This window comes from Syntrophales bacterium (assembly GCA_023228425.1).
Taxonomy (GTDB): Bacteria; Desulfobacterota; Syntrophia; order Syntrophales; family UBA2210; genus MLS-D.
The window spans coordinates 1-21,879 of the sequence record JALOBE010000005.1 but is presented as its reverse complement, the minus strand read 5'-3'; the positions used below and the strand labels follow the sequence as shown (position 1 = coordinate 21,879).

The following is a 21,879-nucleotide window of genomic DNA, read 5'->3' as shown; positions in this document are numbered from 1 at the left end:
TGTCTGTGAAGTCAAGAAGATTTGCCCTTTCCACCCCGTGTGCGCACGGTCCATCATACGTCCGTGCGGGAAAGAAAGTTCGACACCAGCGCCATGATCTTCTCGACCCCATCGGGACCGAACCAGTGAATCTCCCCGTCACGCTTGAACCAGGCGATCTGTCGCTTGGCATAGTTTCTCGTGTCCCGTTTGAGTCTGCCGAGCGCCTCTTCGGAGGAGATATCACCCCTGAGCGACTGAATCACATGTCGGTAGCAGAAGGCCTGCATGGAGGGCAGCGACGGGGCATAGTCGTGCTGAAGGAGTCGATGAGCTTCTTCCGCGAGACCCTGATCCATCATGTCGTTCGCCCGCTCATTGATCCTTCGGTACAGTTCTTCCCGTTCCGGGGCCAGCCCGATCTTGAGGCAATCATAAAGGCCGTCCCGAAAATCATGCTTCCACTGATGCCGCACGATAGAGATCCCCGTAAGTTCAAGAACCTCAAGCGCCCGTATTATCCTGACAGAATCCCGGGGATGGATGCGCGACGCCCCCAGAGCGTCCCGTTCGCTGAGCAGGTTGTACAGATACTCCCTGCCCCGCGCCTCGGCTTCCCGCCGGAAATGGGCCCTCAACTCAGGATCGGCCGGGGGAACTTCAATCAGACCACCGAGAAGAGCATCCACGTAAAGGCCCGTACCGCCGGCCAGGACCACGACACGTCCCCGCCGCCTGAGGGTTGCGGCTGCCTCCGAGGCCCGCTCCCTGTAGAGTGCCGCGCTGAAATGTTCATCGGGATCGATGATACTGATGAGATGATGGGGGACCCTGGCTTGCTCGCCTCCAGTGGGCTTCGCCGTACCGATATCCATATGGCGGTAGATCTGCATCGAGTCGGCGCTTAAAACCTCCCCACCGAAGCGCCGGCAGATTTCCATGGCCACGGCAGTCTTTCCGGCCGCCGTGGGGCCGACGACCACGACAACCGGGATGGCTGATCTCGTTTCAGTCACGGCCGGGTCACCGCCGCCGGAAAAGACGTTCCAGCTCGCGTTCGTCGATCATCACGTAAAGCGGCCGTCCGTGGGGGCAGGTCCGGGTATTGGGGAACGAATCGAGATCGCTGCACAGAGCGGCCACCTCTTCATCACTCAACCGCTGGGGTCCCCGTACCGCGTCGTGGCATGCCAGAAGGGCCAGCAGTCTGTCCCGGGATTCATCACTCACCCTGCCGGTGCTCCCCGTCGTCTCCATTTCGTCGATGCTGTCCATGATGATCCGCTTCACATCCGCACCGGCAAAGAGGGCCGGAACCGCCCTGACGGCGACGGTGTTTCCCCCGTAGGGCTCGATGTCGAAACCGCCATCCCTGAGAAAGGGGAGCAGGTCCGTGAGCACGGCAAAAGAGCCCGGTGCCATGTCAATAATCTCGGGAATGAGAAGCTGTTGTGAAACCCCGGCGTCACCGGAAGGGGCCGCCTTGAGCTTCTCGAAAAGAATCCGTTCGTGGGCTGCGTGCTGATCCACGAGAACCAGACCGTTGTCAGCGGAAAAAACCAGATAGATGCCGACCGCATTTCCCAGGTAGCGGAGGTTTGAGAAAAAACGAGTCTCTCCCGGCTCCCGGTGGTTCCAATCCTGCCCTTCATCGGGGGTCGCTCCCCGAAAGCCGGATGGACCGGCGGGAATGTAAACGCGTTTTTCGTCGGTCTCAACACGGTAGCGGGGATAGAATTCCTGCACACCCCTGTCCCGGTCGGGACGGGATTTTCGTCGGTACCATCCGGATGTTTCCGGAATGACACCGCTCCTGCCGGCACCTCCGGCCAGCCGTTCAGCCAGAATACCCGAGATGATTCTGAATATGTCGCCGGACTGTTTAAAACGTACTTCCAGCTTTGCAGGATGGACGTTTACGTCTATTTCTTCACCTGATACTTTAAGAAATAAAACGGCCAGGGGGTAACGTTTCGGCTCCATGATGCTTCGATAGGCCGCCATGACTGCCTGGTTGAGCATGGCATCCCGCAGAGGGCGCCCGTTGACGAACCAGGAGATATCCCTAGAGCTTGACCTGCTGAGTGTGGGCGGCGAGATGGCCCCACGAAGGGACAGTCCTTCCCGGGTTTCGTCGACGACAAGGGCCTCGTTCCGAAAATCCTCGCCACGCAAAAGGTGAATCCGGTCCATTGCTGATTCAACACTCTGAAGGTTCATGACGAGCCGTCCGTTGGCCCTCACCTGGAAGGCGATGCCCGGATTCACCATGGCGAGGCGGGTAACGGCCTCGAGACAGCGGGCCTGCTCGGTGGATGGTTTTTTCATGAATTTTTTCCGGGCCGGCGTCGCGTAGAAGAGATCCCTCACCCTCACGGATGTCCCCAGTGGACTCCCGGCATCTATACTTTCCACCACCTGCCCGCCCTCGACGGTGCATCTCGTCCCGGACTGTCCATCCCAGGTTCGGGTCAGTAGTTCGACCCGGGAAACGGCCGCGATGCTGTACATGGCCTCTCCTCTGAAGCCCAGGGTGTCAAGGCGGGAAAGATCGTCAAAGGAACGTATCTTGCTCGTGGCATGGCGCTGGAAGACCAGGGGAACCTGCGACGGATCGATCCCCTCGCCGTTATCGACAACCCGGATGGATTTCATGCCCCCCTCTTCCAGTTCGACCTGGATTCTCGAGGCTCCCGCGTCGATGGCGTTTTCCACCAGTTCTTTCACCACGGACGCCGGACGTTCCACTACTTCCCCGGCGGCGATCTTCGCCGCGAGTTCCTCCGACATGGGTTGGATGGCTTTACTCACCGGTACCTCACTTCCATCAAAAACAATCCTTGGGGAGGGGCCGTCATGCCGGCCCGCGTTCTGTCCCGGGAGTCAAGAATCGACAGGAACTCCCGGACCGTCGTTTTACTCCTTCCCACATCGACGAGGGTTCCCACCACGGCTCGTACCATGTGCCTCAAAAAACCGTCCGCCTCGATATCGAAGAACAGCATGTCCCCCCGGCGGGCGCATTCCGCCCGTGAAACGGTGCGCAGGGCACTTTCCACGTCACTTCCGGAGGACTTGAAGGCGCTGAAGTCATGGGCCCCCAGAAGAAGGGAGGCAGCCTCATTCATGGCTTCCGGGTCAATGGGCTCCGGAATATGCCAGGCCCGGTTGTGGACAAGGGGTGACCGTATGCGGCCGTTATAGATACGGTACTGATAGTGTTTCGACAGGGCGTCATAACGGGCGTGAAAACTCCCGTTCACATCCTCGGCTCGCCGGACCGCGATGTCATGGGGAAGCAGGCTGTTCATGCCCCGAAGAATGTTCTCTGTCGGGAGCGTCGATGAGGTCCTGAAGTTTGCCGCCTGACCCCGGGCATGCACCCCGGCATCGGTCCTTCCCGATCCGGTAAGCCCTATCGGCTCCTGAAGGATCGTTGAGGCCGCCTGTTCGAGCAGTTCCTGAATGGTCCGCCCCGTCGCCTGACGCTGCCACCCCTGGTAGGCGGTCCCGTCATACTCTACAGTTATCTTGATGTTCCTGATGGTTCACCTCTCCCCGAGGAACAGGCTTCCAGGGCCACGATCGATGCAAGCGGCTTCCCTTCCAGCAACCTCAACGAAGCGCCGCCACCCGTTGAAATGAAGGTCATGCGCTCTGTTTCTCCCGCGTTATGCACGGCAACGTCGGTATCGCCTCCGCCGACTATGGTAAGAGCATGAAGCTCGCCGATTATCCTGGCCAGGGCATAGGTGCCCCGGGAAAAGGGATCCAGCTCAAAGACACCCATGGGTCCGTTCCAGACAACCGTTTTTGCGTCGGAGAGAGCCTCTTTGAAGAGCAGGGTCGTGGCGGGGCCGATGTCGAGAGCCATCCATTCCGCGGGGATTTCCTGGACAGGCACTATTTTTGTGACCGCCGCGGAATCGATGCCCCGGGCGATGACGCAGTCAACGGGAAAATAGAGCCTGACGCCCCGTTCCCGGGCCGATTCGATGCCCCGGCGGGCAGTGTCGACAAGTCCTTCCTCCAGGAGGGAGCGACCCACGTCGATGCCCATGGCTTTGAGAAAAGTGAAGGCCATGCCACCGCCGATGATCATCGTATCAACCCGTTCCGTCAGTGTTTCAATGGCCTGGAGTTTCTCGGACACCTTAGCTCCGCCGAGTACGGCAACAAAGGGACGGGAGGGATTCTTCAGGGTCCTGTCGAAATAGGTCAACTCCTCTTCCATGAGGAGGCCGATACCGCATTCCTTCATGTACTTCAGGATTCCCACGTTGGACGCGTGGCTCCGATGGGCGTTGCCGAAGGCGTCATTGATATAGACATCGCCGTGGCCGGCCAGTTCACGGGCGAAGGCATCGTCGTTTTTAGTTTCTCCTCCGTGGAACCGGAGGTTTTCCAGCAGAACGGCCGAGCCCGGTTTCAGCGCGTTCACGCGGCCCCGGGCGGCATCTCCGACACAGTCGGGCAGAAGTGGAATGTCGCTTCCCAGAAGTTCGGACAGGCGCTTTGCCACGGGCGCCAGACTCAGGCCAGACACGAACGTTCCTTTTGGACGACCCAAATGGGTCATGATGACGAGAGAGGAGCCTCGATCGAGGGCATGGCGAATCGTGGGCAGAGACGCCCGGATCCTCCTGTCATCGACGATTTCTCCATTCGTTCCCAGGGGCACGTTGTAGTCGGTCCGGCAGATCACCCGTTTTCCGGAAAGATCAAAGTCTCTGATGGATTTCATTCCCTGATCCTTTCACATGACACCATCGTCGTGTTCATTCCCCGCAACAGAAACCACGGCAAAAGCGGCGATTCCCTCCCCGCGACCGATGAACCCCATTCCCTCGTTGGTGGAGGCCTTGACGCTGACGCGTTCCTTCTCCACCCCGAGCAGCCGGGCAATGGCTTCCTCCATCGAATCGATGTGGAGCTTCAGGCGGGGCCGCTCGAGAATGACCGTGGCATCGACGTTGTGGACGCCGTATCCCCTCCCGGAGGCGACTGAGCGTATCGTTTCGAGCAGGACGGTGCTCGATATATCCTTCCAGGCCGGATCGTCGTCGGGGAAAAGCCGTCCCAGGTCGCCGGCGCCGACGGCCCCGAGCAGGGCGTCGCCGATGGCGTGGAGGAGGACGTCGGCATCGGAATGCCCCAGAAGACCCCGGTCATAGGGAATCTGACAGCCACCGAGAAAGAGCTTTCTTCCTTCCACAAGGCGATGACTGTCGTATCCGAATCCGACCCTTTGATGCACGGGATTTGCAGCTCTCCTGCCCTGCTTCACGTCTCTCTGCAGCGTCAGTATTTCTTCGGCCCGGGCCAGGTCATTCTCCAGAGTGATTTTCATGTTATCGCGGCTTCCCGGTATCATGACGACGGAAACGCCCGTCCGCTCAACCAGGACCGCGTCATCGGTACCTGAAAACCCGTCCGCGAAGGCCCTGTCATAGGCATCTTGAAGAATATGCCGATGGAATACCTGCGGGGTCTGAACGAGCCAGAGACCCTCCCGCTCCACCGTCACCCTGATCCTGCCTGTCCCGTCGACGGATTTAAGAGTGTCCGCGACGGGAATACCCGGAACGACGGCACCGTACTTTCGGGCTTCCCTGACGCAGAGGTCGATCAGATCCACCGGGACCAGGGGCCGCACACCGTCATGGACGGCAACGATACCGACGCTGTGGTTCAGAGCGGCCAGCGCGTTACGGACAGATTCCTGCCGTGTGGACCCACCGGAGACGACGGCCCGTATTTTTGAGAATCCCCGGGAGGCAACCGCTTCCATCACGTGTCCGCTCCCGCCTTCCACCGGGACGACCACAATAATTCCGGAAATTGAAGAGGATTCTTCAAAGACACCGAGGGTCCTGGTGATTACGGGAAGCCCTCCGAGAAGACGGTATTGCTTGGGAATGTCCCCGCCCATCCGCCGACCGGAGCCGCCCGCGACAACGATCGCGACGGCTGGGGGCAGGCTGTTTTCATCCGTGGTTTTTTTCATGGCACCGGTCGGAAAAGGTCGGGATGCCCGGGAAAGGCCGTCAGCTTTCGGAAGTCTCGTTGTCCTTCACGGCGGAAAAAATCATTCTGCCTGCCGTCGTCTGCAGAACACTGGTGACGATGACATCCACATTGTGCTTCATGCGACGCAACCCGCCGTCGACAATGACCATGGTTCCATCGTCGAGGTACGCTACTCCCTGGCCCGGTTCTTTCCCTTCCTTGATGACTTTTACCACCATTGACTCTCCGGGAAGAACAAGCGGTTTCAGGGCATTGGCGAGATCGTTGACGTTGAGAACGCGAATACCTTGCAATTCTGCTATCTTATTGAGGTTATAGTCATTGGTGACCACAACGCCGTCGCTTTTTTTCGCCAGCGCGACAAGTTTCGCGTCCACACTCTTGAGTTTTGGAAAATCAATGTCCGATATTTCTATACTGATACCGGAGCTGCTTTTCATCCGGTTGAGCACTTCCAGCCCTCGTCGTCCCCGGGCCCGTTTTATCGAATCCGATGAATCGGCTATAAGCTGAAGCTCATCGAGTACAAACCGGGGGATCGTGAGGGGGCCTTCAACAAACCCCGTATCGCAGATATCCGCGAATCTTCCGTCGACAATGACACTGGTATCAAGAATCTTCCAGCTTTTTCCCGAGTCGCCGTAGCTCGGATTATGACGACCGTGCAAGCTGAGTTCCCTGCCTTTTTTTGAACCGAGGCTGAGGCCCATGTAGCCGAGAGCAACGAAGAGGAAAATATCGATGTAGCGCCAGGGGATATAGTCGTGGTGTCCCTCAAGAGATATGTTTCGCAGGCCGCGCACAGAAAAATAGGCAATGGCAATACCCAGCGCGAGACCTGCCACGCCACCGAGAATAACGACCAGGGGAACATCGCGAAGCGTTTTTTCTATAGTCAGGACCATGATGGCGACCCATGCGCCGATCAGGAATCCTGTAAGGGATACGGGGAAATCATAATATATATTTAGGGCGAAATAACCAAGTATTGAACATGTAACGATAAATAAAGACCGAAGTATGATGTTTAACATCCTCCCCCCCCCTTCATGGGTATGAAGATACATGCGGCGGACAGCGAATTGTCAAAGAACGTCGTCCTCCGTGCCACAAAAATCACATGGCGAAGATGGTGTTCAGGTCTTTTTCCACCAGCTCCTGTTTGCATCTCCGCGCTATGGAGATTTCCATGACAAGAAGGTTTTTGGCGATATCCATCATTTTTCTCTCCCCGAAGGAGAGATCCTTGTCCAGTTTCAGAATGAGAAGGTCCCGCAGAACTTCGGCTATTTCATAGACAGAGCCGGTTTTGATTTTTTCCCAGTACTCCTTGTAGCGTTTGTTCCAGGTCTGGCGGTCAACGCTTGTCTTTCGTTCCTTGAGGATCTCATAAACACGAGGAATGTCATCCTCGGAAATAACTTCGCGGAGGCCGACGTAGTCGGCACCACTTTCAGGAATCATGATTGTAGCGTTGTTTCCGAGAATCTTTATGATATAAAATGATTGCTCACTACCCATAATTTCTTTTGTTTCGATATTTTCAATGACTCCCACTCCCTGGGCGGGGTAAACAGCCATGTCACCAATTTTAAACATTTCCACCGGACACCTCGTATTTTTTGGATAGAGGTTCTCTACATAGCATCTTTTTCGTTTATCGTCAATAAGTTCCCTTAAAACAGAAATTTATCTTGACTTGTAAAGTTCAAATACGTTACTCAACCTCTCTCTCCTATTCTCAGAAACGTTCACAAGAAAGGAACCAGCATGGCGAAATACGATTCCAACTCTTTGAGAAATATCGCGATTATTGGTCACGGGGGAACGGGGAAAACCTCTCTCTGCGAATCTTTTCTCTTTGTCAGCGGCAAAACCGACAAGCTGGGACGGGTTGATGACGGAACATCGACCCTCGATTACGAACCGGAAGAGCATAAGCGAAAAATATCAATCAGTTCCGCAGTTAACAACGTCGACTGGAACAAGCACCGGATTAACTTCGTTGACACTCCGGGCGATGCCAACTTTGCCATGGACACCCGGAACTGTCTTCGGGCCGTGGACAGCGCCGTCGTCGTTGTCGACTCCGTCGGCGGCGTGGAATTCCAGACGGAAAAAGTGTGGGAATACAGCGAACTCCTGAAGCTCCCACGAATCGTGTACGTGAGCAAACTGGACCGGGAACGGGCAGATTTCCAGGGCGCCCTGGACAGCGTCCGGAGCCGCCTTGAAAAGAAAGTCACCCCCCTGTTTCTGCCCCTGGGACAGGAAGAATCCTTCCGGGGCCTCATCGACTTGATGGAAATGAAAGTCCTGACCTTCGATGAAGCGAAGGGTACCATGAAACGGGAGGACATCCCGGATGACCTGGCCGAAACAGCCGCCGCCGCCAGAGAATCCCTGGTCGAAGACATCGCCGAATGTGATGAATCGCTCATGGACAAATACCTTGAAGAAGGAACGCTCTCCATCCAGGAACTCAGGCAGGGATTACGCAAGGGAGTCATGGCCCGCGACATCGTTCCCGGCACCTGCGGCTGCTCTCTCAAGAACATCGGAGCCGCCACGCTCATGACCATGCTGACGGAGTACTTCCCCTCGCCGCCGGACCGTGGTGCCCTCACCGGCACACACCCGAAGACCGGAGAAGAAACTACCCGCGAGCCCGACCCATCCGCCCCTTTTTCAGCCATGGTTTTCAAGACCATTGCCGATCCTTACGCGGGCAAATTGACCATATTCCGGGTTTTCTCGGGAACCCTGCGGGCCGATTCGATGTTTTACAACAGCACAAAGAGCATCACCGAAAAGTGCGGCGCCCTTTTCTCCCTGGAGGGCAAAACCCAGAAACCCATGGAGTCAGTCATCCCCGGAGACATCGCCGCCATGGCAAAATTGAAGGAAACCTCAACGGGTGACACTCTCTGTGATGAAAAGGACCCCGTGCTGTACGAGAAAGCCGCTTCGGCGAACCCCGTCTGCTCCTACGCGATTCACCCGAAAGCCAAGGGAGACGAAGAAAAACTCTTCTCTTCCCTGAACAGACTTATCGAGGAGGATGCCACGCTGAACATCCGCAGAGACGAACAGACCAGAGAAATGATACTTTCCGGAATGGGACAGGTACACATCGATGTGACACTCGAAAAAATGAAGAGAAAGTTCGGTGTGGACGTCACCCTGAAACAACCCAAGGTCCCCTACAAGGAAACCATCAAGGGCAAGGCCCGGGTCCAGGGCAAGTACAAGAAGCAGTCCGGCGGCAGGGGCCAGTTCGGCGATACCTGGCTCGAGATCGAACCCACGGAACGGAGTGTCGGCTTTGACTTCGTCGATGCCATCGTGGGCGGCGTCATTCCCAAAAACTACATTCCCGCCGTTGAAAAAGGAATCGTCGAAGCCATGGCGGAAGGCATTATTGCCGGGTACCCCGTGGTGGACGTCAAGGTTACCCTGGTGGACGGCTCATACCACACAGTGGACTCCTCGGAAATGGCTTTCAAGATAGCCGGCTCGATGGGATTTAAAAAAGGATTCGAACAGAGCCAGCCGACGCTGCTGGAACCCATCATGGCCATCAACATAGAGGTCCCCGACGAATACATGGGTGATGTCATCGGCGATCTGAACAGCAGGCGCGGCCGTGTCCTGGGAATGGACAAGCAGGGGCCGAACCAGGTAGTGAAAGGCCAGGTACCCTACGCTGAAATCCTTACCTATTCCGCTGAATTGACTTCCATAACCAGCGGGCGGGGAATCTTCACCTTCGAACTGTCCCATTATGAAGAAGTCCCGGCACATCTGCAGGAAAAAATCATCGCCGAGGCGAAAAAGGAAAAGGAAGAATGACGGCTGTCGTCAGGGCCGGCGTGATTACCGTGAGCGACCGGGGATCACGGGGTGAGCGGGAAGACATAAGCGGAAACGTGGTCCGGGAGCTCCTGGAGGAGCTTCCGGCCGAGGTGGCGGCTGTCCGCATGGTTGCCGACGAAGAGGACCTCATCGCCCGTGCCATTGTTGAACTCATCGACGAGGAAAAGCTGGACCTGGTGGTCACTACCGGAGGAACCGGTGTCAGCCCCAGGGATGTGACACCCGACGCGACCCGCGGCATCATCCACCGGGAGATTCCCGGCATGGCCGAGGAGATGCGTCGGGAAAGCCTGAAGAAGACCCCTCACGCCATGATTTCCCGGGCCATCGTGGGCATCCGGAACCAGTCGATCATAATCAATCTTCCCGGGAGCCCCAAGGGTGCCCGGGAAAATCTCTCGGCGCTCATGCCTTCCCTCATGCATGCCCTCGAAAAAGTCAGGGGCGATCAATCAGATTGTGCTTCCTGATGTTTTCCGACATCCTGTCCCGGTGCGTTCCGGCCCAGAGTATGGAGCCGCAACGGGGGCAGCGAACAAAGGTTTCCCGGGCCTGGAGCACATAGGGCGGGACTCTGCCTGTGAGGGTCGACGCTTCCACCGGTTCGAGCAGGTCGTTGCAGGACAGGCATCGCGTGAACATCCGATCCCGCCGGGGCCGCAGGCGCAGGGCCCGTACCACTTCGTCTATCTGTTCATCGGGTTTGTCGGCGCGCACGATAAGGAGCCTGCCGCGATACTGTCGCTGCCCCAGGCTCCGTTTTCTCGAAAGAACGATCCTGTTTCCCCCGGCACCACGGTTCAGAAGGGACCGGTCGAGAGGGCCGTCGTGGCGGGCCGCGTCGTACCCGAGGACACGAAGCCACCTGGCCAGTTTGTTCAGTGTGGAATCAACGAGAAAGGCTTCATCATCCATAACACCCTGCGACCACCATACTACCCCTGATTTCCGGTTTCCACGGGCTCTGCCTCCACTGTCGACGCCTGCTCTTCAAGCCGGCGAATCTGCCGCTTCAGGCTGTTCACCTTTCGTGACAGCCGCAACCGCTCGACCATTCCGAAGAGTCCGGCCAGGACAACGCCCGCGCCGAAACACACGAAGATGAGAATATAGGAGGGAACATTGAGATCAAAAAAGTCGTAATACGCCAGATACACCGGATCCGTATTATTCAATGAAAAGGTAATGATAAAAAGCACAATCGCCATGATGATGATGGTGTACAGAAGCTTCATCGCCTGTCTCCCCTCGTGTTAAAATAGAGTACGTAACAGATCCCTCGTTTTTTCGATCTCTTCCGGTATAATTCGCGTCTCGCCCAGGACGGTAATGAAGTTTGTGTCGCCGAACCACCGGGGCACCACATGGAGGTGGAGATGGTCTTCATAACCGGCTCCGGCGGCCCTGCCCATGTTCAGGCCGATGTTGAAACCCTCGGGACTAAAGGCGGACGTCAGGACCTCGACGGTCTGTCCCGTCAGCTTCATGAGCTCAAGAAGTTCATCTTCCGTCACGGTGCCGATCCGTGCCACGTGGCGGTAGGGTGCGATCATCAGGTGCCCCGACGTGTAGGGGTACTTGTTCATTATCACATAGCACGATGTTCCCTCGTGAAGGACAAGCGACTCGTCGCGCAGGGAATCGACACAAAAAATGCACCCGCCTGTTTTTCCCCGGTTGACATACCTGATTCGTCCCGGCGCTATGATCGATTCCAACGATATGACCACCTTTCACCATTATTCCAGAGCAATGACGGCACCCTCGATAGTGCTGCCGATGTCGAGAATTCCGATGCTCTTCTCGGCGGCTCCGCGTCTTTCCGTGGGAGACCCGGGGTTGAATAAAAGAACATCGCCTCTGCGTTCCACTTGGGCGACATGGGTATGGCCGAAGACAATACAGTCCACTTTCCTGAATTCCTTAAGGATTCTTTCTTCAATTCCCCATGGTGATCCCCACCCGTGGATCAGCCCCAAGCGATGCCCGTTGATCTCCATGACGAGCTTTGCCGGCAGTGTCTTACGGAGGGGGAGAGGGTCCATATTCCCGCAGACGGCTATAACGTCCCGGCCGCCGAGGGCGTCCAGCACGGAACCGTCAACGATGTCACCGGCATGAAGAATGGCGTCGACATCATGAAAATAACGGGCGACCAATCCTTCAAGCCACTCGCCACCGGCGCTCAAGTGGGTATCCGACAGTATGCCCAGTCTCATTCCGAAGCACTCACAATGTCGGCCATTATAACGACATCTCTTAAAAATTCAAGGTCTATGTGGCTCGTGTCTTTTGATTTGACATTTCCCCCCCCTGTCGATACGGTATCGGAAAATTCACGCACCGGGGCCAGCATAAATGTTTGAAAAATCCCTCGAAAAAATTGCTGAACAGATTCTTTCCCTCGACGAGGCTTCCCTGGCGGGCCTTTGGGACAACTACAAGGAAAAAATGGAAAACTTCAATACGAGCCGTGAATGGGAGAAATCTGTCATAATCTTCTTCATTATAAACGCGGTACGAGTAAAAAATAAAATATTCAACGAACAGGTGGTACAGTCTTCTCCCGGAGCAACGTCAAACCCAAAAAAATCACCGGGAGATGTCCCGTACCTGAAGCGCGTCAAGTAAATGGACCGAAGGGCAGCCCTCGATCGCATCGAAGAACTGAAAAAGCTGATAGAGCACCACAACCGTCGCTACTACCAGCTCGATGATCCGGAAATATCCGACGCCGAATACGACGGGCTCATGGCGGAACTCGAGAACCTGGAAAACCGCTGGGCCGAGGATAGTGCCGCTGTCGATTCGCCGACCCGGCGAGTGGGCGCGGAACCGCTTCCAACCTTCGACACCCATCCCCACCTCACACCCATGCTGAGTCTTTCCAACGCCCTGACGGAACAGGACATACGTGAGTTCAACAGGAGAGTCACATCACTTCTCGGTCCCGATGAAGAGCCGGCCTTTGTGGTGGAGCCAAAGCTCGACGGCGTCGCGGTAAACCTCATTTACGAGAATGGGAGCTTCCTGAGGGGACTGACCCGGGGTGACGGCTACAGGGGGGAAGACATTTCCCGGAACGTACGGACCATTTCATCCGTTCCCTCCTCCATTCCACTGCGCAGGGGCTCTTCGGGTCCTGAATTCATCGAAGTTCGCGGTGAGGTATTCCTGGACATAGAATCTTTCAGGAACCTCAACAGACAACAGGCCGAAGCCGGGAAACCCCTCTTCGCAAACCCGCGGAACGCCGCGGCGGGGTCACTCCGTCAGCTCGACCCCCGCGTATCGGCCCGTCGTCCCCTGGCCATTTACTGCTACTCTGCAGTCGGAGCGGAAGGCCCCGGTTTTGAAAGCCAATGGAGCATCCTGCAGACACTTGGAACCTGGGGGTTTCCCGTTAACCCCCTGGTCAGGCAGGCGGCCACGATTGACGAGTGTATCGCCTGGTACCGCGAACTTGAAGAACGACGACGGGAACTGCCCTATGAGACAGACGGCATGGTTATCAAGGTGGACTCCCGGGCCCAGCAACAGCGGCTCGGTGCCGTTTCCCGGAGTCCCCGATGGGCGACGGCCTGCAAGTTCGCCCCGGTTCAGGCCACAACGGTCATCGAATCCATCAATGTTCAAGTCGGCCGGACGGGCGTTCTCACGCCGGTGGCACAGATGAAACCTGTCTCTGTGGGCGGTGTGACCATCAGCCACGCCACACTCCACAATCAGGCGGAAATCGAACGCAAGGACATCCGCGTGGGAGATACCGTCATTATTCAGCGGGCGGGTGACGTGATCCCCCAGGTGGTAAAGGTGGTCCTCTCACGACGGACCGGCACCGAAATCCCCTTTGTCATGCCCGCAGCCTGTCCTTCCTGCGGTTCAAGAATCCACCAGAGCGAGGGTGAGGCGGCCCATCGATGCCTCAACATGGAGTGCCCCGCCCAGGTGCGGGAGCGCCTCATCCATTTCGTATCCCGAAAGGGTATGGATATCGACGGGCTCGGTGAAAAGCTGGTTCACCAGCTTCTGGACCGCGACCTGGTCCGTGCTCCGGCCGATCTTTACTCCCTGAAACGGAACGATCTGGCCGGCCTCGAACGCATGGGCGAAAAATCAGCCGATAATGTCGTGGCTGCCATCGAGGCATCCAAGAACCCTCCCCTGGGAAAATTCATCTATGCCCTGGGCATCCGTCACGTGGGGGAGGACACGGCAAAAATCCTGGCCGATCGTGCAGGTGGCGTGTGGGAGCTTGGACACATGACACTCGAAGAGTTGACAGACATAAAAGGTATCGGCTCCATCGTGGCGGAAAGCCTTGTCGGGTTCTTTTCGGAAGAGGCCAACAGAACCGGCGTAGAGCGCCTCCTGGCCGCGGGCGTCAGCCCCCGGAAGGAAGACACCGGACCGGCCGCGACGGCACCACTGGTGGGCATGACCTTTGTTCTCACAGGAACGCTTGACCGCTACAGTCGCAGCGAGGCAAAACGACTGCTTGAGGATCGGGGCGCTTCCGTGTCATTGTCCCTTTCGAAGACGACGGATTACCTGGTGGTGGGAAAAGAACCGGGATCAAAACTCCGGAAAGCACAGGCGATGGGAACAACCATTCTTTCTGAACAGGATCTGCTGGATCTTCTGAACCGGAACAAACCATGAATGACGGCAGTGAACCACAACGACGCGTGCGGATTCTCGTCAGCGGCAGGGTGCAGGGTGTTTTTTTTCGAGCCCACACCCTGGAGGAGGCGCGACGCCGCTCCATCGGCGGCTGGGTCAGAAATCTCCCTGACGGACGGGTTGAGGTGCTGGCGGAGGGAGAAAACCGGGCCGTAAACGAATTCGTCGCCTGGTGCCGTCGGGGACCCCGATTCGCCCGGGTGTTACAGGTCGATGTCATGGAGGAGCGACCGGGGGAAGCTCTTCCGGCATTCCACATACGCTAGCCATGCCGGGTGGTTGTGGCGAAAGACAATGAACAACTGGTATGTTTTTACCCTGGCGGCACTCGTGCTTTTCGGAATCCAGCGCTTTCTCTATAAGGTATCGGCCGAAGAGAACTGCAGCACCGCCGTGACCACCTTCACCTTCATGGGGACTGTAACCTGCCTCAGTCTCCTCCTTTTCTTCGCCCGGGGGGAAGGAATAGAAAACGTACCCCGGCTTTCTTTTATCGCACTGGTAAACAGTCTCTCGTTCTTCGCGGGGACAGTCCTTACTATTGAATCGCTCAAACATCTTCCCGCCTCCGTTGTCATGCCGCTGGTCCGCCTGAACATCGTCCCGGTGGTACTCTACGGTATGTTCGTTTTCGGGGATCAACCGTCTCCCTGGCAGAAAGCGGGAATCGTCACAGCCCTGGCGGTTATCATTATTCTGGCCCGTTCACCCGCGTCGGCGGGAGAGTCGCGGGGAAATGCCGTACGGGGAGTTCTTTACGCCATGACGGCCCTCTGTGCCGGTGCCGTTGCCGCCGTTTCCAGCGCCCATGCCGCCCACACCGTAAACAAGCCCGCCTTTATGGCTCTTTCCTATTTTCTGGGAACCCTTTTCGCCATAGCCCTGCTCAGGAGAGGTGGAACGCCTCGCCGGGGTGAGGCGTCAAAAAAGGCCTTTCTCATCGGTCCGGCCATCGGTCTTGTCAATTTCGGGGGCTTCTACTTCCTGCTCCAGGCCCTGGCCCGTGGTCCTCTCGCCCTAATCATACCTGTTACCGGCCTTTCCTTCGTTGTCGCCGTGCTACTTTCCCTCATTGTCTACGGTGAGAAGATCGATGCCGCCAGGGGACTCGCCCTCGTTCTTACGATCATTGCGGTGGTGATGATGCGCTTCTGAAGGGGGGATGTGCCTCTCAGGCCCGTCCGTAATCATCGGAAAGACGTTCAATGTCGTCTTCACCGAAGTAGGCACCCGTCTGTATTTCGATGAGGACCAGATCGCAGGGGCCTGTGTTTTCGATCCGGTGGAGTTCATTCCGGCGAATATCCACACTCTTTCCCTGCCTCAGACTGATCAAGCGTTCGCCCAGGGTAACCCGCCCCTCGCCGTCGATCACGTGCCAGTGTTCGTCTCGAAGCCTGTGTCGCTGCAGACTCGTACGCCGGCCGGCATGGACGACAATGCGCTTTATCTTGTGGTCCCTCGCTTCTGCCAGAATCCGGTAGAATCCCCAGGGCCGGTCTTCCTGCTCCATGAGTCGAGATCTCCCGCGGGTCCCTCACGACGCGCTTTTGATGCCCTGCAGGACCTCCCCGAAGCCTGCCATGGCGTCGGCAATTGTGGCATCGTCAACACAGTAGGCTATGCGGATATGGCCCGGTCCGCCGAACCCGCTTCCGGGTACGACGAGGATTTTTTTCTGCTGAAGGGCCTTTACGAATCCCACGTCGTCTTCCAGGGGGCTTTTCATGAAAAGGTAGAAAGCCCCCTCGGGTTTCACCACCTCGTACCCTGCGCGGGCAAGACCGTCACAGAGGAGATCCCGTTTGCGCCGGTACTCTTCCACGGGGACGCTGACCCCCTGCAGGCGTGCTACCACCCGCTGCATGAAGGCGGGCGCGTTGACAAAACCCAGAATCCTCGTTACCAGCGAAAGGCCTTTCAGGAGCTTTTCACAGTCCGAGATACCGGGATTGACGGCAAGATAGCCGATGCGCTCCCCCGGGATAGAAAGGCTCTTCGACCAGGACATGGCCATAATGCTGTTCCGGTAAGACGCGAGTATGCCCGGTACAGCGGCCCCGTCATAGACAATGTCACGGTAAGGCTCATCAGACAACAGGTACAGCTCCCGGTTAAGTTCGCTCGCCTTACGCTCCAGAAGCACGGCCAGCTCTTCGATGGTGTCGTCGTTGTACACCTTCCCCGTGGGGTTGTTGGGAGAATTGATCAGGATGGCTTTTGTCCGATGGTTGATGGCCCTTTCGATCGCTTCCAGATCGAGGGAAAAGTCGGGACCGGTCGGAACGAACCGCACTGTACCGCCTGCGTTGTCTACGTAAAAGCGGTATTCCATGAAACAGGGAACGGGTATGATCACCTCGTCACCAGGGTCAAGCAGTGTCTTGAAAACCACATTCAGACCTCCCGCCGCACCGCAGGTCATGACCACCTGATCCGAAAAAATCTGTATGCCCTGCGTTTCGGTGATGTGGGAAGCAACGGCACTTCTGGTTTCTTCGAAGCCCACGTTGGACATGTAGCCATGGACACCGACCTGCTCCTCGGCGGCGGTTTTCTTCATGAGGCTGACAAATTCCTCCGGCGGTGCCAGATTCGGGTTTCCGAGACTGAAATCATAGACCGACTCACTGCCGAATTCCTTTTTCAGCTTCTGTCCCTCTTCAAACATCCTGCGAATCCACGATGATTGTTCCATGAATGTGTCTATTTTTTGTGCTATAGCCACGGCATCGCTCCTTGGGGGGGGGTCTGTCACCGGTCTTCGGGCCGCTTTGTTCCGTCCGTTCCTGTCGCCTCTCTCACCTCACGGCCCGCGCCTCCGAGTGAGACCCGGCCTCAGCAATGAGTTCATCTATGTATTCATCCTTTTTCTGCCAGAGATCCCGCACCCAGGTCTGGAAACGCTCCCGGTACTGACGGTCGTTCAAATAATCACCCTTCAGGAATTCCTCGGGAATCAGGCTTTCCTTGACCCGGACAACGACCCGGGACACGCGGCCGCACAGAAAATCCCAGAACTTGATCGGGCCGTCCGGATAAATGATCGTTACATCGAGAAGTTTGTGTATCTTTCCGTCCATCGCACCCAGGACGAAAGCAAAGCCGCCGGCTTTGGGATTAAGAAGATGCCGGTAGGGGGAATTCTGTTTTGCATGTTTTTCCGGTGAAAAACGGGTCCCCTCGATGAAATTCAGGATCGACACCGGCGTGTGTTTATATCGCTCGCACATGGCCCGCGTGGTTTCCAGGTCCTTGCCCCGCATTTCCGGATGCCTGTCGAGGTATGCCTTGGAATAGCGTTTCATGAAAGGATAATCAAGAGCCCACCAGGCGCTTCCGAGAATGGGGATCCAGGCGAGTTCCTTCTTGAGAAAGAACTTCGGGAAAGCTATTGTGTTGCCGAAAGCCCGCAGAAGCACCACGATATCCGTCCACGACTGGTGGTTGCTGTTGACAAAGTACCACTCCTTGTTTTGCAGCCCCTCCACGCCCTTGATATCCCAATCTATGTTCAGGGCAAGTTTCAGGGCAAACATAATGCCCCCGAACCATCCCCTGACCACTGCCATCACACAGCGGGCGTTGCGCGCCTGGAAGCCCTTGTGGGGAACGAGCAGCTTCGTAAGGGCAAAAATATGAACGGGAATGGTCCATATGATCGTGTTGATCACCACGAGCAGTATGCAGGTTATGCCCAGTATGGTGGGCGGGAGAAACGAAAGCATGCGGCCTCCTTATCAAGACAATCAGGGGTTTGTATGCCCCAAGTCGCCGTTCCGATCAAGCATAAATCGCCCGGTACGCTTTTTTTGTAGAAATCTTGACAGGGAACGGCGGTTTCCCTATAGTCCTTCTACGTTGTTTTTATACAAATAGACCACGATGAGGAGTATCTGGCAAATGCCGCGAACAATGAAATATTTTGGTATCGGGTTTCTGGTACTGGTCGTCCTTTCATCTTTTTTCGACACCATTATCGAAGCCTCCGCACACTTCTATTTTTTTGACTCCCTGGGCTTTTCTTCTGTTTTCTGGACCTACTTCCTGACGGAATATGTCATTCACGGCTTGTTTTTCCTGGTGGTCTTCGCGTTCGTAGGGCTCAACCTTGCGGCAGTCTGGCGGCTTGCCCCGTCCCGAGGCCGTTTCCTGGACCTCGGGCAGGTTGCCCTTTCCATGAAAGCAATCCGGTATGGCTCCGCTTTATTCCTGATCCTTATCGCCTGGCTCGTAAGCGCCTACCCCGCCTCTCACTGGATGGACGTACTTCTGTACCTCGAGCGGACACCCTTTGGAACGGGAGATCCGATTTTTCAACGGGATATTTCTTTTTATCTGTTCTCCCTGCCTTTCCTCGAGATGATCCGCAATTTCCTCATGGCTGTTTTTTTTATCACCGTGGTTACCGTGACCGCGACCTACTTCATCCTGGGGAGCATCACGATCATCCCCCCGAACATAAACGTTCACCCCGTGGTGAAGGCCCACGGGGCACTATTACTGGCCCTGTTTTTCCTGATGCAGATATTCAATTACTGGTTGAGCCGGTACGGTCTGCTCTTCTCACCGGAGGGAGTTGTCTTCGGAATAACCTATGTGGATGAACGAATCCGCGTACCCGTCTACAACGGGCTGATAGTGATCTGTGTGATCGGATTCGTCCTTTCCCTCTTTGGTCTGGCAAAACGATCCTTCCGCCCTTCACTGGGCGCGCTGGGTCTGCTCGTCCTGTCCGTTATTGTTTTCAGCGGAGCGCTGCCCATGTTCGTGCAACGATTTTCCGTCGATCCCAACGAACTGGAACGGGAGCGGGTCTATCTCGACCATCACATTCAATCCACCCGAAGCGCCTATGGCCTGAATGACATTATCGAAAAGCCCTATCCGGCGGACTACTCCCTCAGGGTGGACGATCTCAGGAACAACCGTCTGACCATCGAAAACATACCGCTCTGGGATTACCGCCCCCTCCTCGACACCTACACCCAGATTCAGGCCATCCGACCCTATTACGATTTTAACGATATCGACATAGCGCGGTATAATTTCGATGGGGACTACCGGCAGATCATGCTGGCATCCCGTGAACTTGACCAGAAGCGGCTTTCGCCGGACTCCCAGACCTGGGTCAACAAGACCTTCGTTTATACCCACGGCTACGGCGTCGTGGCAAACCCGGTGAACGTTTTCACCGAAGAGGGCCTTCCCGAACTGTTCATCCGCGACATTCCTCCCCGGGTTACCGTGGATCTCGAACTTGACCGGCCCGAGATATACTTCGGCGAACGGACGGACGAAACCATCATTGTCCGGGCCGGTACGGAGGAATTTGACTACCCCTACGGGGAGCAGAATGTTTTCACCACCTACCAGGAAGAGACGGGTGTCAACGTGGGCTCGCTTTTCCGCCGACTGATCTTCTCGGTCTATTTCGGAAGCGTCAACTATCTCATTACCGAATACATTCTGCCCGAAAGCAACATCGTCTACTTTCGCAATATACACCAGAGGGTCCGGATTCTGGCACCCTTCCTCTCCTTCGACCACGACCCCTACATCACCGTTGTGGACGGTCGGCTGTATTGGATCTACGACGCCTACACGACCACGTCACGCTACCCCTATTCCCGTCCCTATTCCCAAGACCTGAATTATATCCGCAATTCCGTAAAGGTCGTCATCGACGCCTACAACGGTGAAACCGTTTTTTACACGATCGACGAGGACAAGGATCCCATGATCCGGGCCTACAAGAAGGTATTCCCCGATCTGTTCAGGCCCATAGACCAGATGCCCCGGGGCCAGCGGGACCAGGTGCGCTATCCCCAGGACCTGTTCGATGTCCAGGCGTCCATGTTCCGCGTCTACCACATGCGGGACCCCGTTATGTTCTACAATCGCGAAGATATGTGGGAGTTCCCCCGTGAGCGCGTTTTCGGCGCCGCCCAGACCATGGAGAGCTACTACACGATCCTGCGGTTTCCCGATGAAACGACGGAAGAATTCATGCTCATGATGCCTTTCACACCTTCGAACCGGGACAACATGATCGCCTGGCTGTCAGGCCGCTCGGACGGCGACAACTACGGGACTCTCCTGCTCTTCAGATTCCCCCGGGGTGAACTTGTCTTCGGACCCATGCAGATCGAAGCCCGTATCGATCAGACCGCCGAAATCGCCCAGCAGCTTGCCCTCTGGGACCAGGCGGGAACGCGGGTCCTGCGGGGAAGCCAGCTTGTCATACCCGTGGAAAACTCCGTTCTGTACATCAAGCCGCTCTTCTTGCGCGCTGTTGAGGGCCGCCTTCCCGAACTGCGGCGGGTGCTGGCCTCCGACGGGACCCGGGTTGTCATGGAAGCGGGTCTTCAACAGGCCCTTGAACGGCTTTTGAGCGACCGCCCCTTTCCGACGGCTCCGCCCGCCGACACTGCCCTGCCCGACAGGGTCCGTGAAAAGACGGCGGACCTTCCGACAGCATCCGTACAGGAACTCGCCCGCCGTGCCCTCGAACGCTATGAACGATCACAGCACCTCCTGCGGGACGGCAGATGGGCTGAATATGGAGAAGAAATCCGGAAGCTCAGAGATGATCTGCAGAAACTCGCCGACATGGACGCCCTGAAGTTTGACAACCCATGATCACCGGTGACGGCCGGCACTGTCGGGTTTCACACTGAAACAGCGATCCCCTTCTCCCGGTTGCGGAAGAAGGGGATTCTGGTGTTAACCATCTGTGATGTTCAATCAGTGAAGATTTTTTTTATGCCAGGCTTCCCAGTAGAAGCGTCCTACTGTCATGAAAAGAGCAAGAGCAAACAATCCCAGCATGAAGGTGGGTTTTGTGTCCAGGCGCACATCGATCCAGTATCCCGCAAAGAAGAAGAGAAGCGTCGCGATGACGATCACGAAACTCCAGACGCTCATCGTGAAAATCGTTCCATATTTCCTGGTTAGCCTGTTCATTTCATTTCTGTCGGTGTGAACTACCATGACCCGCCTCCCTTCCCGCCGGGAGTCGACTCAAGGGTCGACTCCTGCGAATATGTATTGTCAGATTAATAGTTTACTCGTCTCAGCTCACCAGGGTCTTCAGCACGTCCACGACGGGTGCCGTGAAGAGTGCCACCAGGACCGCGTACAGGGCGAAACTGCCCACGGCCTCGGTCATGTAGATCCTGGAGTATTTGTGCTTGAGCGAGGTGATGATCAGACCGCCCATCACCAGGCAACCCAGCTGGAAGTAGGGAAAGGTCCCGCCCGCAGCCGCCGTCGCCACATACTCCGCGTAGGCGAAAGATGTCGTAACCA

General features: G+C 56.5%; 23 protein-coding genes. 7 read left to right on the top strand and 16 right to left on the bottom strand.

What is annotated here, in order from left to right; genetic code table 11:
* Positions 1 to 53: 53 nt before the first annotated feature.
* From miaA to M0Q23_02870, 7 genes are all read right to left on the bottom strand, one after another.
* A complete protein-coding gene (miaA, locus tag M0Q23_02900) occupies positions 54 to 995 on the bottom strand; it encodes a tRNA (adenosine(37)-N6)-dimethylallyltransferase MiaA (protein ID MCK9527593.1) in 942 nt (313 codons plus the stop codon).
* A gap of 7 nt (positions 996 to 1,002) precedes the next feature.
* The gene (gene mutL / locus M0Q23_02895; protein ID MCK9527592.1) at positions 1,003 to 2,790 is read right to left on the bottom strand and encodes a DNA mismatch repair endonuclease MutL; all 1,788 of its coding nucleotides are present in this window, start codon (positions 2,788 to 2,790) and stop codon (positions 1,003 to 1,005) included.
* Positions 2,787 to 3,509: a tRNA pseudouridine(38-40) synthase TruA gene (truA, locus tag M0Q23_02890; GenBank protein ID MCK9527591.1), complete on the bottom strand. Its 723-nt coding sequence runs from the start codon at positions 3,507 to 3,509 to the stop codon at positions 2,787 to 2,789. The genes mutL and truA overlap by 4 nt, the downstream gene beginning before the upstream one ends.
* Positions 3,506 to 4,723 carry a phosphoglycerate kinase gene (locus tag M0Q23_02885; protein MCK9527590.1) on the bottom strand — a complete coding sequence of 406 codons (1,218 nt, stop codon included), beginning with the start codon at positions 4,721 to 4,723 and terminating at the stop codon, positions 3,506 to 3,508. The genes truA and M0Q23_02885 overlap by 4 nt, the downstream gene beginning before the upstream one ends.
* Positions 4,724 to 4,735: 12 nt before the next feature.
* Positions 4,736 to 5,986, bottom strand: coding sequence for a 2-C-methyl-D-erythritol 4-phosphate cytidylyltransferase (gene ispD / locus M0Q23_02880; protein ID MCK9527589.1), 1,251 nt, complete (start codon positions 5,984 to 5,986; stop codon positions 4,736 to 4,738).
* Positions 5,987 to 6,026: 40 nt separating this feature from the next.
* Positions 6,027 to 7,043 carry a PIN domain-containing protein gene (locus M0Q23_02875; protein MCK9527588.1) on the bottom strand — a complete coding sequence of 339 codons (1,017 nt, stop codon included), beginning with the start codon at positions 7,041 to 7,043 and terminating at the stop codon, positions 6,027 to 6,029.
* Between the two features lie 82 nt (positions 7,044 to 7,125).
* The gene (locus M0Q23_02870; protein ID MCK9527587.1) at positions 7,126 to 7,608 is read right to left on the bottom strand and encodes a CarD family transcriptional regulator; all 483 of its coding nucleotides are present in this window, start codon (positions 7,606 to 7,608) and stop codon (positions 7,126 to 7,128) included.
* A gap of 171 nt (positions 7,609 to 7,779) precedes the next feature.
* On the opposite strand from M0Q23_02870, the gene fusA reads away from it, so the two are divergent.
* Positions 7,780 to 9,861: an elongation factor G gene (gene fusA, locus M0Q23_02865; GenBank protein ID MCK9527586.1), complete on the top strand. Its 2,082-nt coding sequence runs from the start codon at positions 7,780 to 7,782 to the stop codon at positions 9,859 to 9,861.
* Entirely contained in the window at positions 9,858 to 10,355 is a 498-nt protein-coding gene (locus tag M0Q23_02860) for a MogA/MoaB family molybdenum cofactor biosynthesis protein (GenBank protein MCK9527585.1), read from the top strand. Before fusA ends, M0Q23_02860 begins: the two co-directional genes overlap by 4 nt.
* Here M0Q23_02860 and M0Q23_02855 read toward each other — a convergent pair.
* From M0Q23_02855 to M0Q23_02840, 4 genes are read right to left on the bottom strand one after another with little or no spacing between them, the layout of a single operon-like run.
* Positions 10,324 to 10,800, bottom strand: a complete 477-nt coding sequence (locus tag M0Q23_02855; protein ID MCK9527584.1) for a Mut7-C RNAse domain-containing protein — start codon at positions 10,798 to 10,800, stop codon at positions 10,324 to 10,326. The two genes, M0Q23_02860 and M0Q23_02855, sit on opposite strands and share 32 nt — an antisense overlap.
* A gap of 20 nt (positions 10,801 to 10,820) precedes the next feature.
* Positions 10,821 to 11,120 (bottom strand): LapA family protein, encoded by a 300-nt coding sequence (locus M0Q23_02850; protein ID MCK9527583.1) that lies wholly within the window; start codon positions 11,118 to 11,120, stop codon positions 10,821 to 10,823.
* A gap of 18 nt (positions 11,121 to 11,138) precedes the next feature.
* On the bottom strand, positions 11,139 to 11,603 hold the full coding sequence (locus M0Q23_02845) for an HIT domain-containing protein (GenBank protein ID MCK9527582.1): 465 nt from the start codon (positions 11,601 to 11,603) through the stop codon (positions 11,139 to 11,141).
* Between the two features lie 21 nt (positions 11,604 to 11,624).
* On the bottom strand, positions 11,625 to 12,104 hold the full coding sequence (locus M0Q23_02840) for a metallophosphatase family protein (protein MCK9527581.1): 480 nt from the start codon (positions 12,102 to 12,104) through the stop codon (positions 11,625 to 11,627).
* A gap of 139 nt (positions 12,105 to 12,243) precedes the next feature.
* On the opposite strand from M0Q23_02840, the gene M0Q23_02835 reads away from it, so the two are divergent.
* Genes M0Q23_02835 through M0Q23_02820 form a run of 4 tightly spaced genes read left to right on the top strand, consistent with a single transcriptional unit; the run spans position 12,244 to position 15,723 of the window.
* Complete coding sequence (locus M0Q23_02835) at positions 12,244 to 12,516, top strand: hypothetical protein (protein MCK9527580.1); 273 nt, start codon at positions 12,244 to 12,246, stop codon at positions 12,514 to 12,516.
* The gene (ligA, locus tag M0Q23_02830; protein ID MCK9527579.1) at positions 12,517 to 14,547 is read left to right on the top strand and encodes an NAD-dependent DNA ligase LigA; all 2,031 of its coding nucleotides are present in this window, start codon (positions 12,517 to 12,519) and stop codon (positions 14,545 to 14,547) included.
* Complete coding sequence (locus M0Q23_02825; protein MCK9527578.1) at positions 14,544 to 14,834, top strand: acylphosphatase; 291 nt, start codon at positions 14,544 to 14,546, stop codon at positions 14,832 to 14,834. The genes ligA and M0Q23_02825 overlap by 4 nt, the downstream gene beginning before the upstream one ends.
* A gap of 28 nt (positions 14,835 to 14,862) precedes the next feature.
* On the top strand, positions 14,863 to 15,723 hold the full coding sequence (locus tag M0Q23_02820; protein MCK9527577.1) for a DMT family transporter: 861 nt from the start codon (positions 14,863 to 14,865) through the stop codon (positions 15,721 to 15,723).
* Positions 15,724 to 15,739: 16 nt separating this feature from the next.
* Here the strand turns inward: M0Q23_02820 and M0Q23_02815 are convergent, their stop codons facing one another.
* The 3 genes from M0Q23_02815 to M0Q23_02805 form a co-directional block, all read right to left on the bottom strand.
* Complete coding sequence (locus M0Q23_02815; protein MCK9527576.1) at positions 15,740 to 16,081, bottom strand: phosphomannose isomerase type II C-terminal cupin domain; 342 nt, start codon at positions 16,079 to 16,081, stop codon at positions 15,740 to 15,742.
* 24 nt (positions 16,082 to 16,105) lie between these two features.
* Positions 16,106 to 17,296 carry a pyridoxal phosphate-dependent aminotransferase gene (locus tag M0Q23_02810; GenBank protein ID MCK9527575.1) on the bottom strand — a complete coding sequence of 397 codons (1,191 nt, stop codon included), beginning with the start codon at positions 17,294 to 17,296 and terminating at the stop codon, positions 16,106 to 16,108.
* A gap of 73 nt (positions 17,297 to 17,369) precedes the next feature.
* A complete protein-coding gene (locus M0Q23_02805) occupies positions 17,370 to 18,296 on the bottom strand; it encodes an acyltransferase (protein ID MCK9527574.1) in 927 nt (308 codons plus the stop codon).
* Positions 18,297 to 18,471: 175 nt separating this feature from the next.
* On the opposite strand from M0Q23_02805, the gene M0Q23_02800 reads away from it, so the two are divergent.
* Positions 18,472 to 21,210, top strand: a complete 2,739-nt coding sequence (locus tag M0Q23_02800; GenBank protein MCK9527573.1) for a UPF0182 family protein — start codon at positions 18,472 to 18,474, stop codon at positions 21,208 to 21,210.
* Between the two features lie 105 nt (positions 21,211 to 21,315).
* On the opposite strand, the gene M0Q23_02795 is transcribed toward M0Q23_02800, so the two are convergent.
* Together M0Q23_02795 and M0Q23_02790 are read right to left on the bottom strand one after the other, a co-directional pair.
* A complete protein-coding gene (locus tag M0Q23_02795; GenBank protein MCK9527572.1) occupies positions 21,316 to 21,561 on the bottom strand; it encodes an AtpZ/AtpI family protein in 246 nt (81 codons plus the stop codon).
* An 82-nt stretch (positions 21,562 to 21,643) separates the two neighbouring features.
* Positions 21,644 to 21,879 (bottom strand): hypothetical protein (locus M0Q23_02790; protein MCK9527571.1); only part of this gene is annotated, 236 nt, incomplete at its 5' end.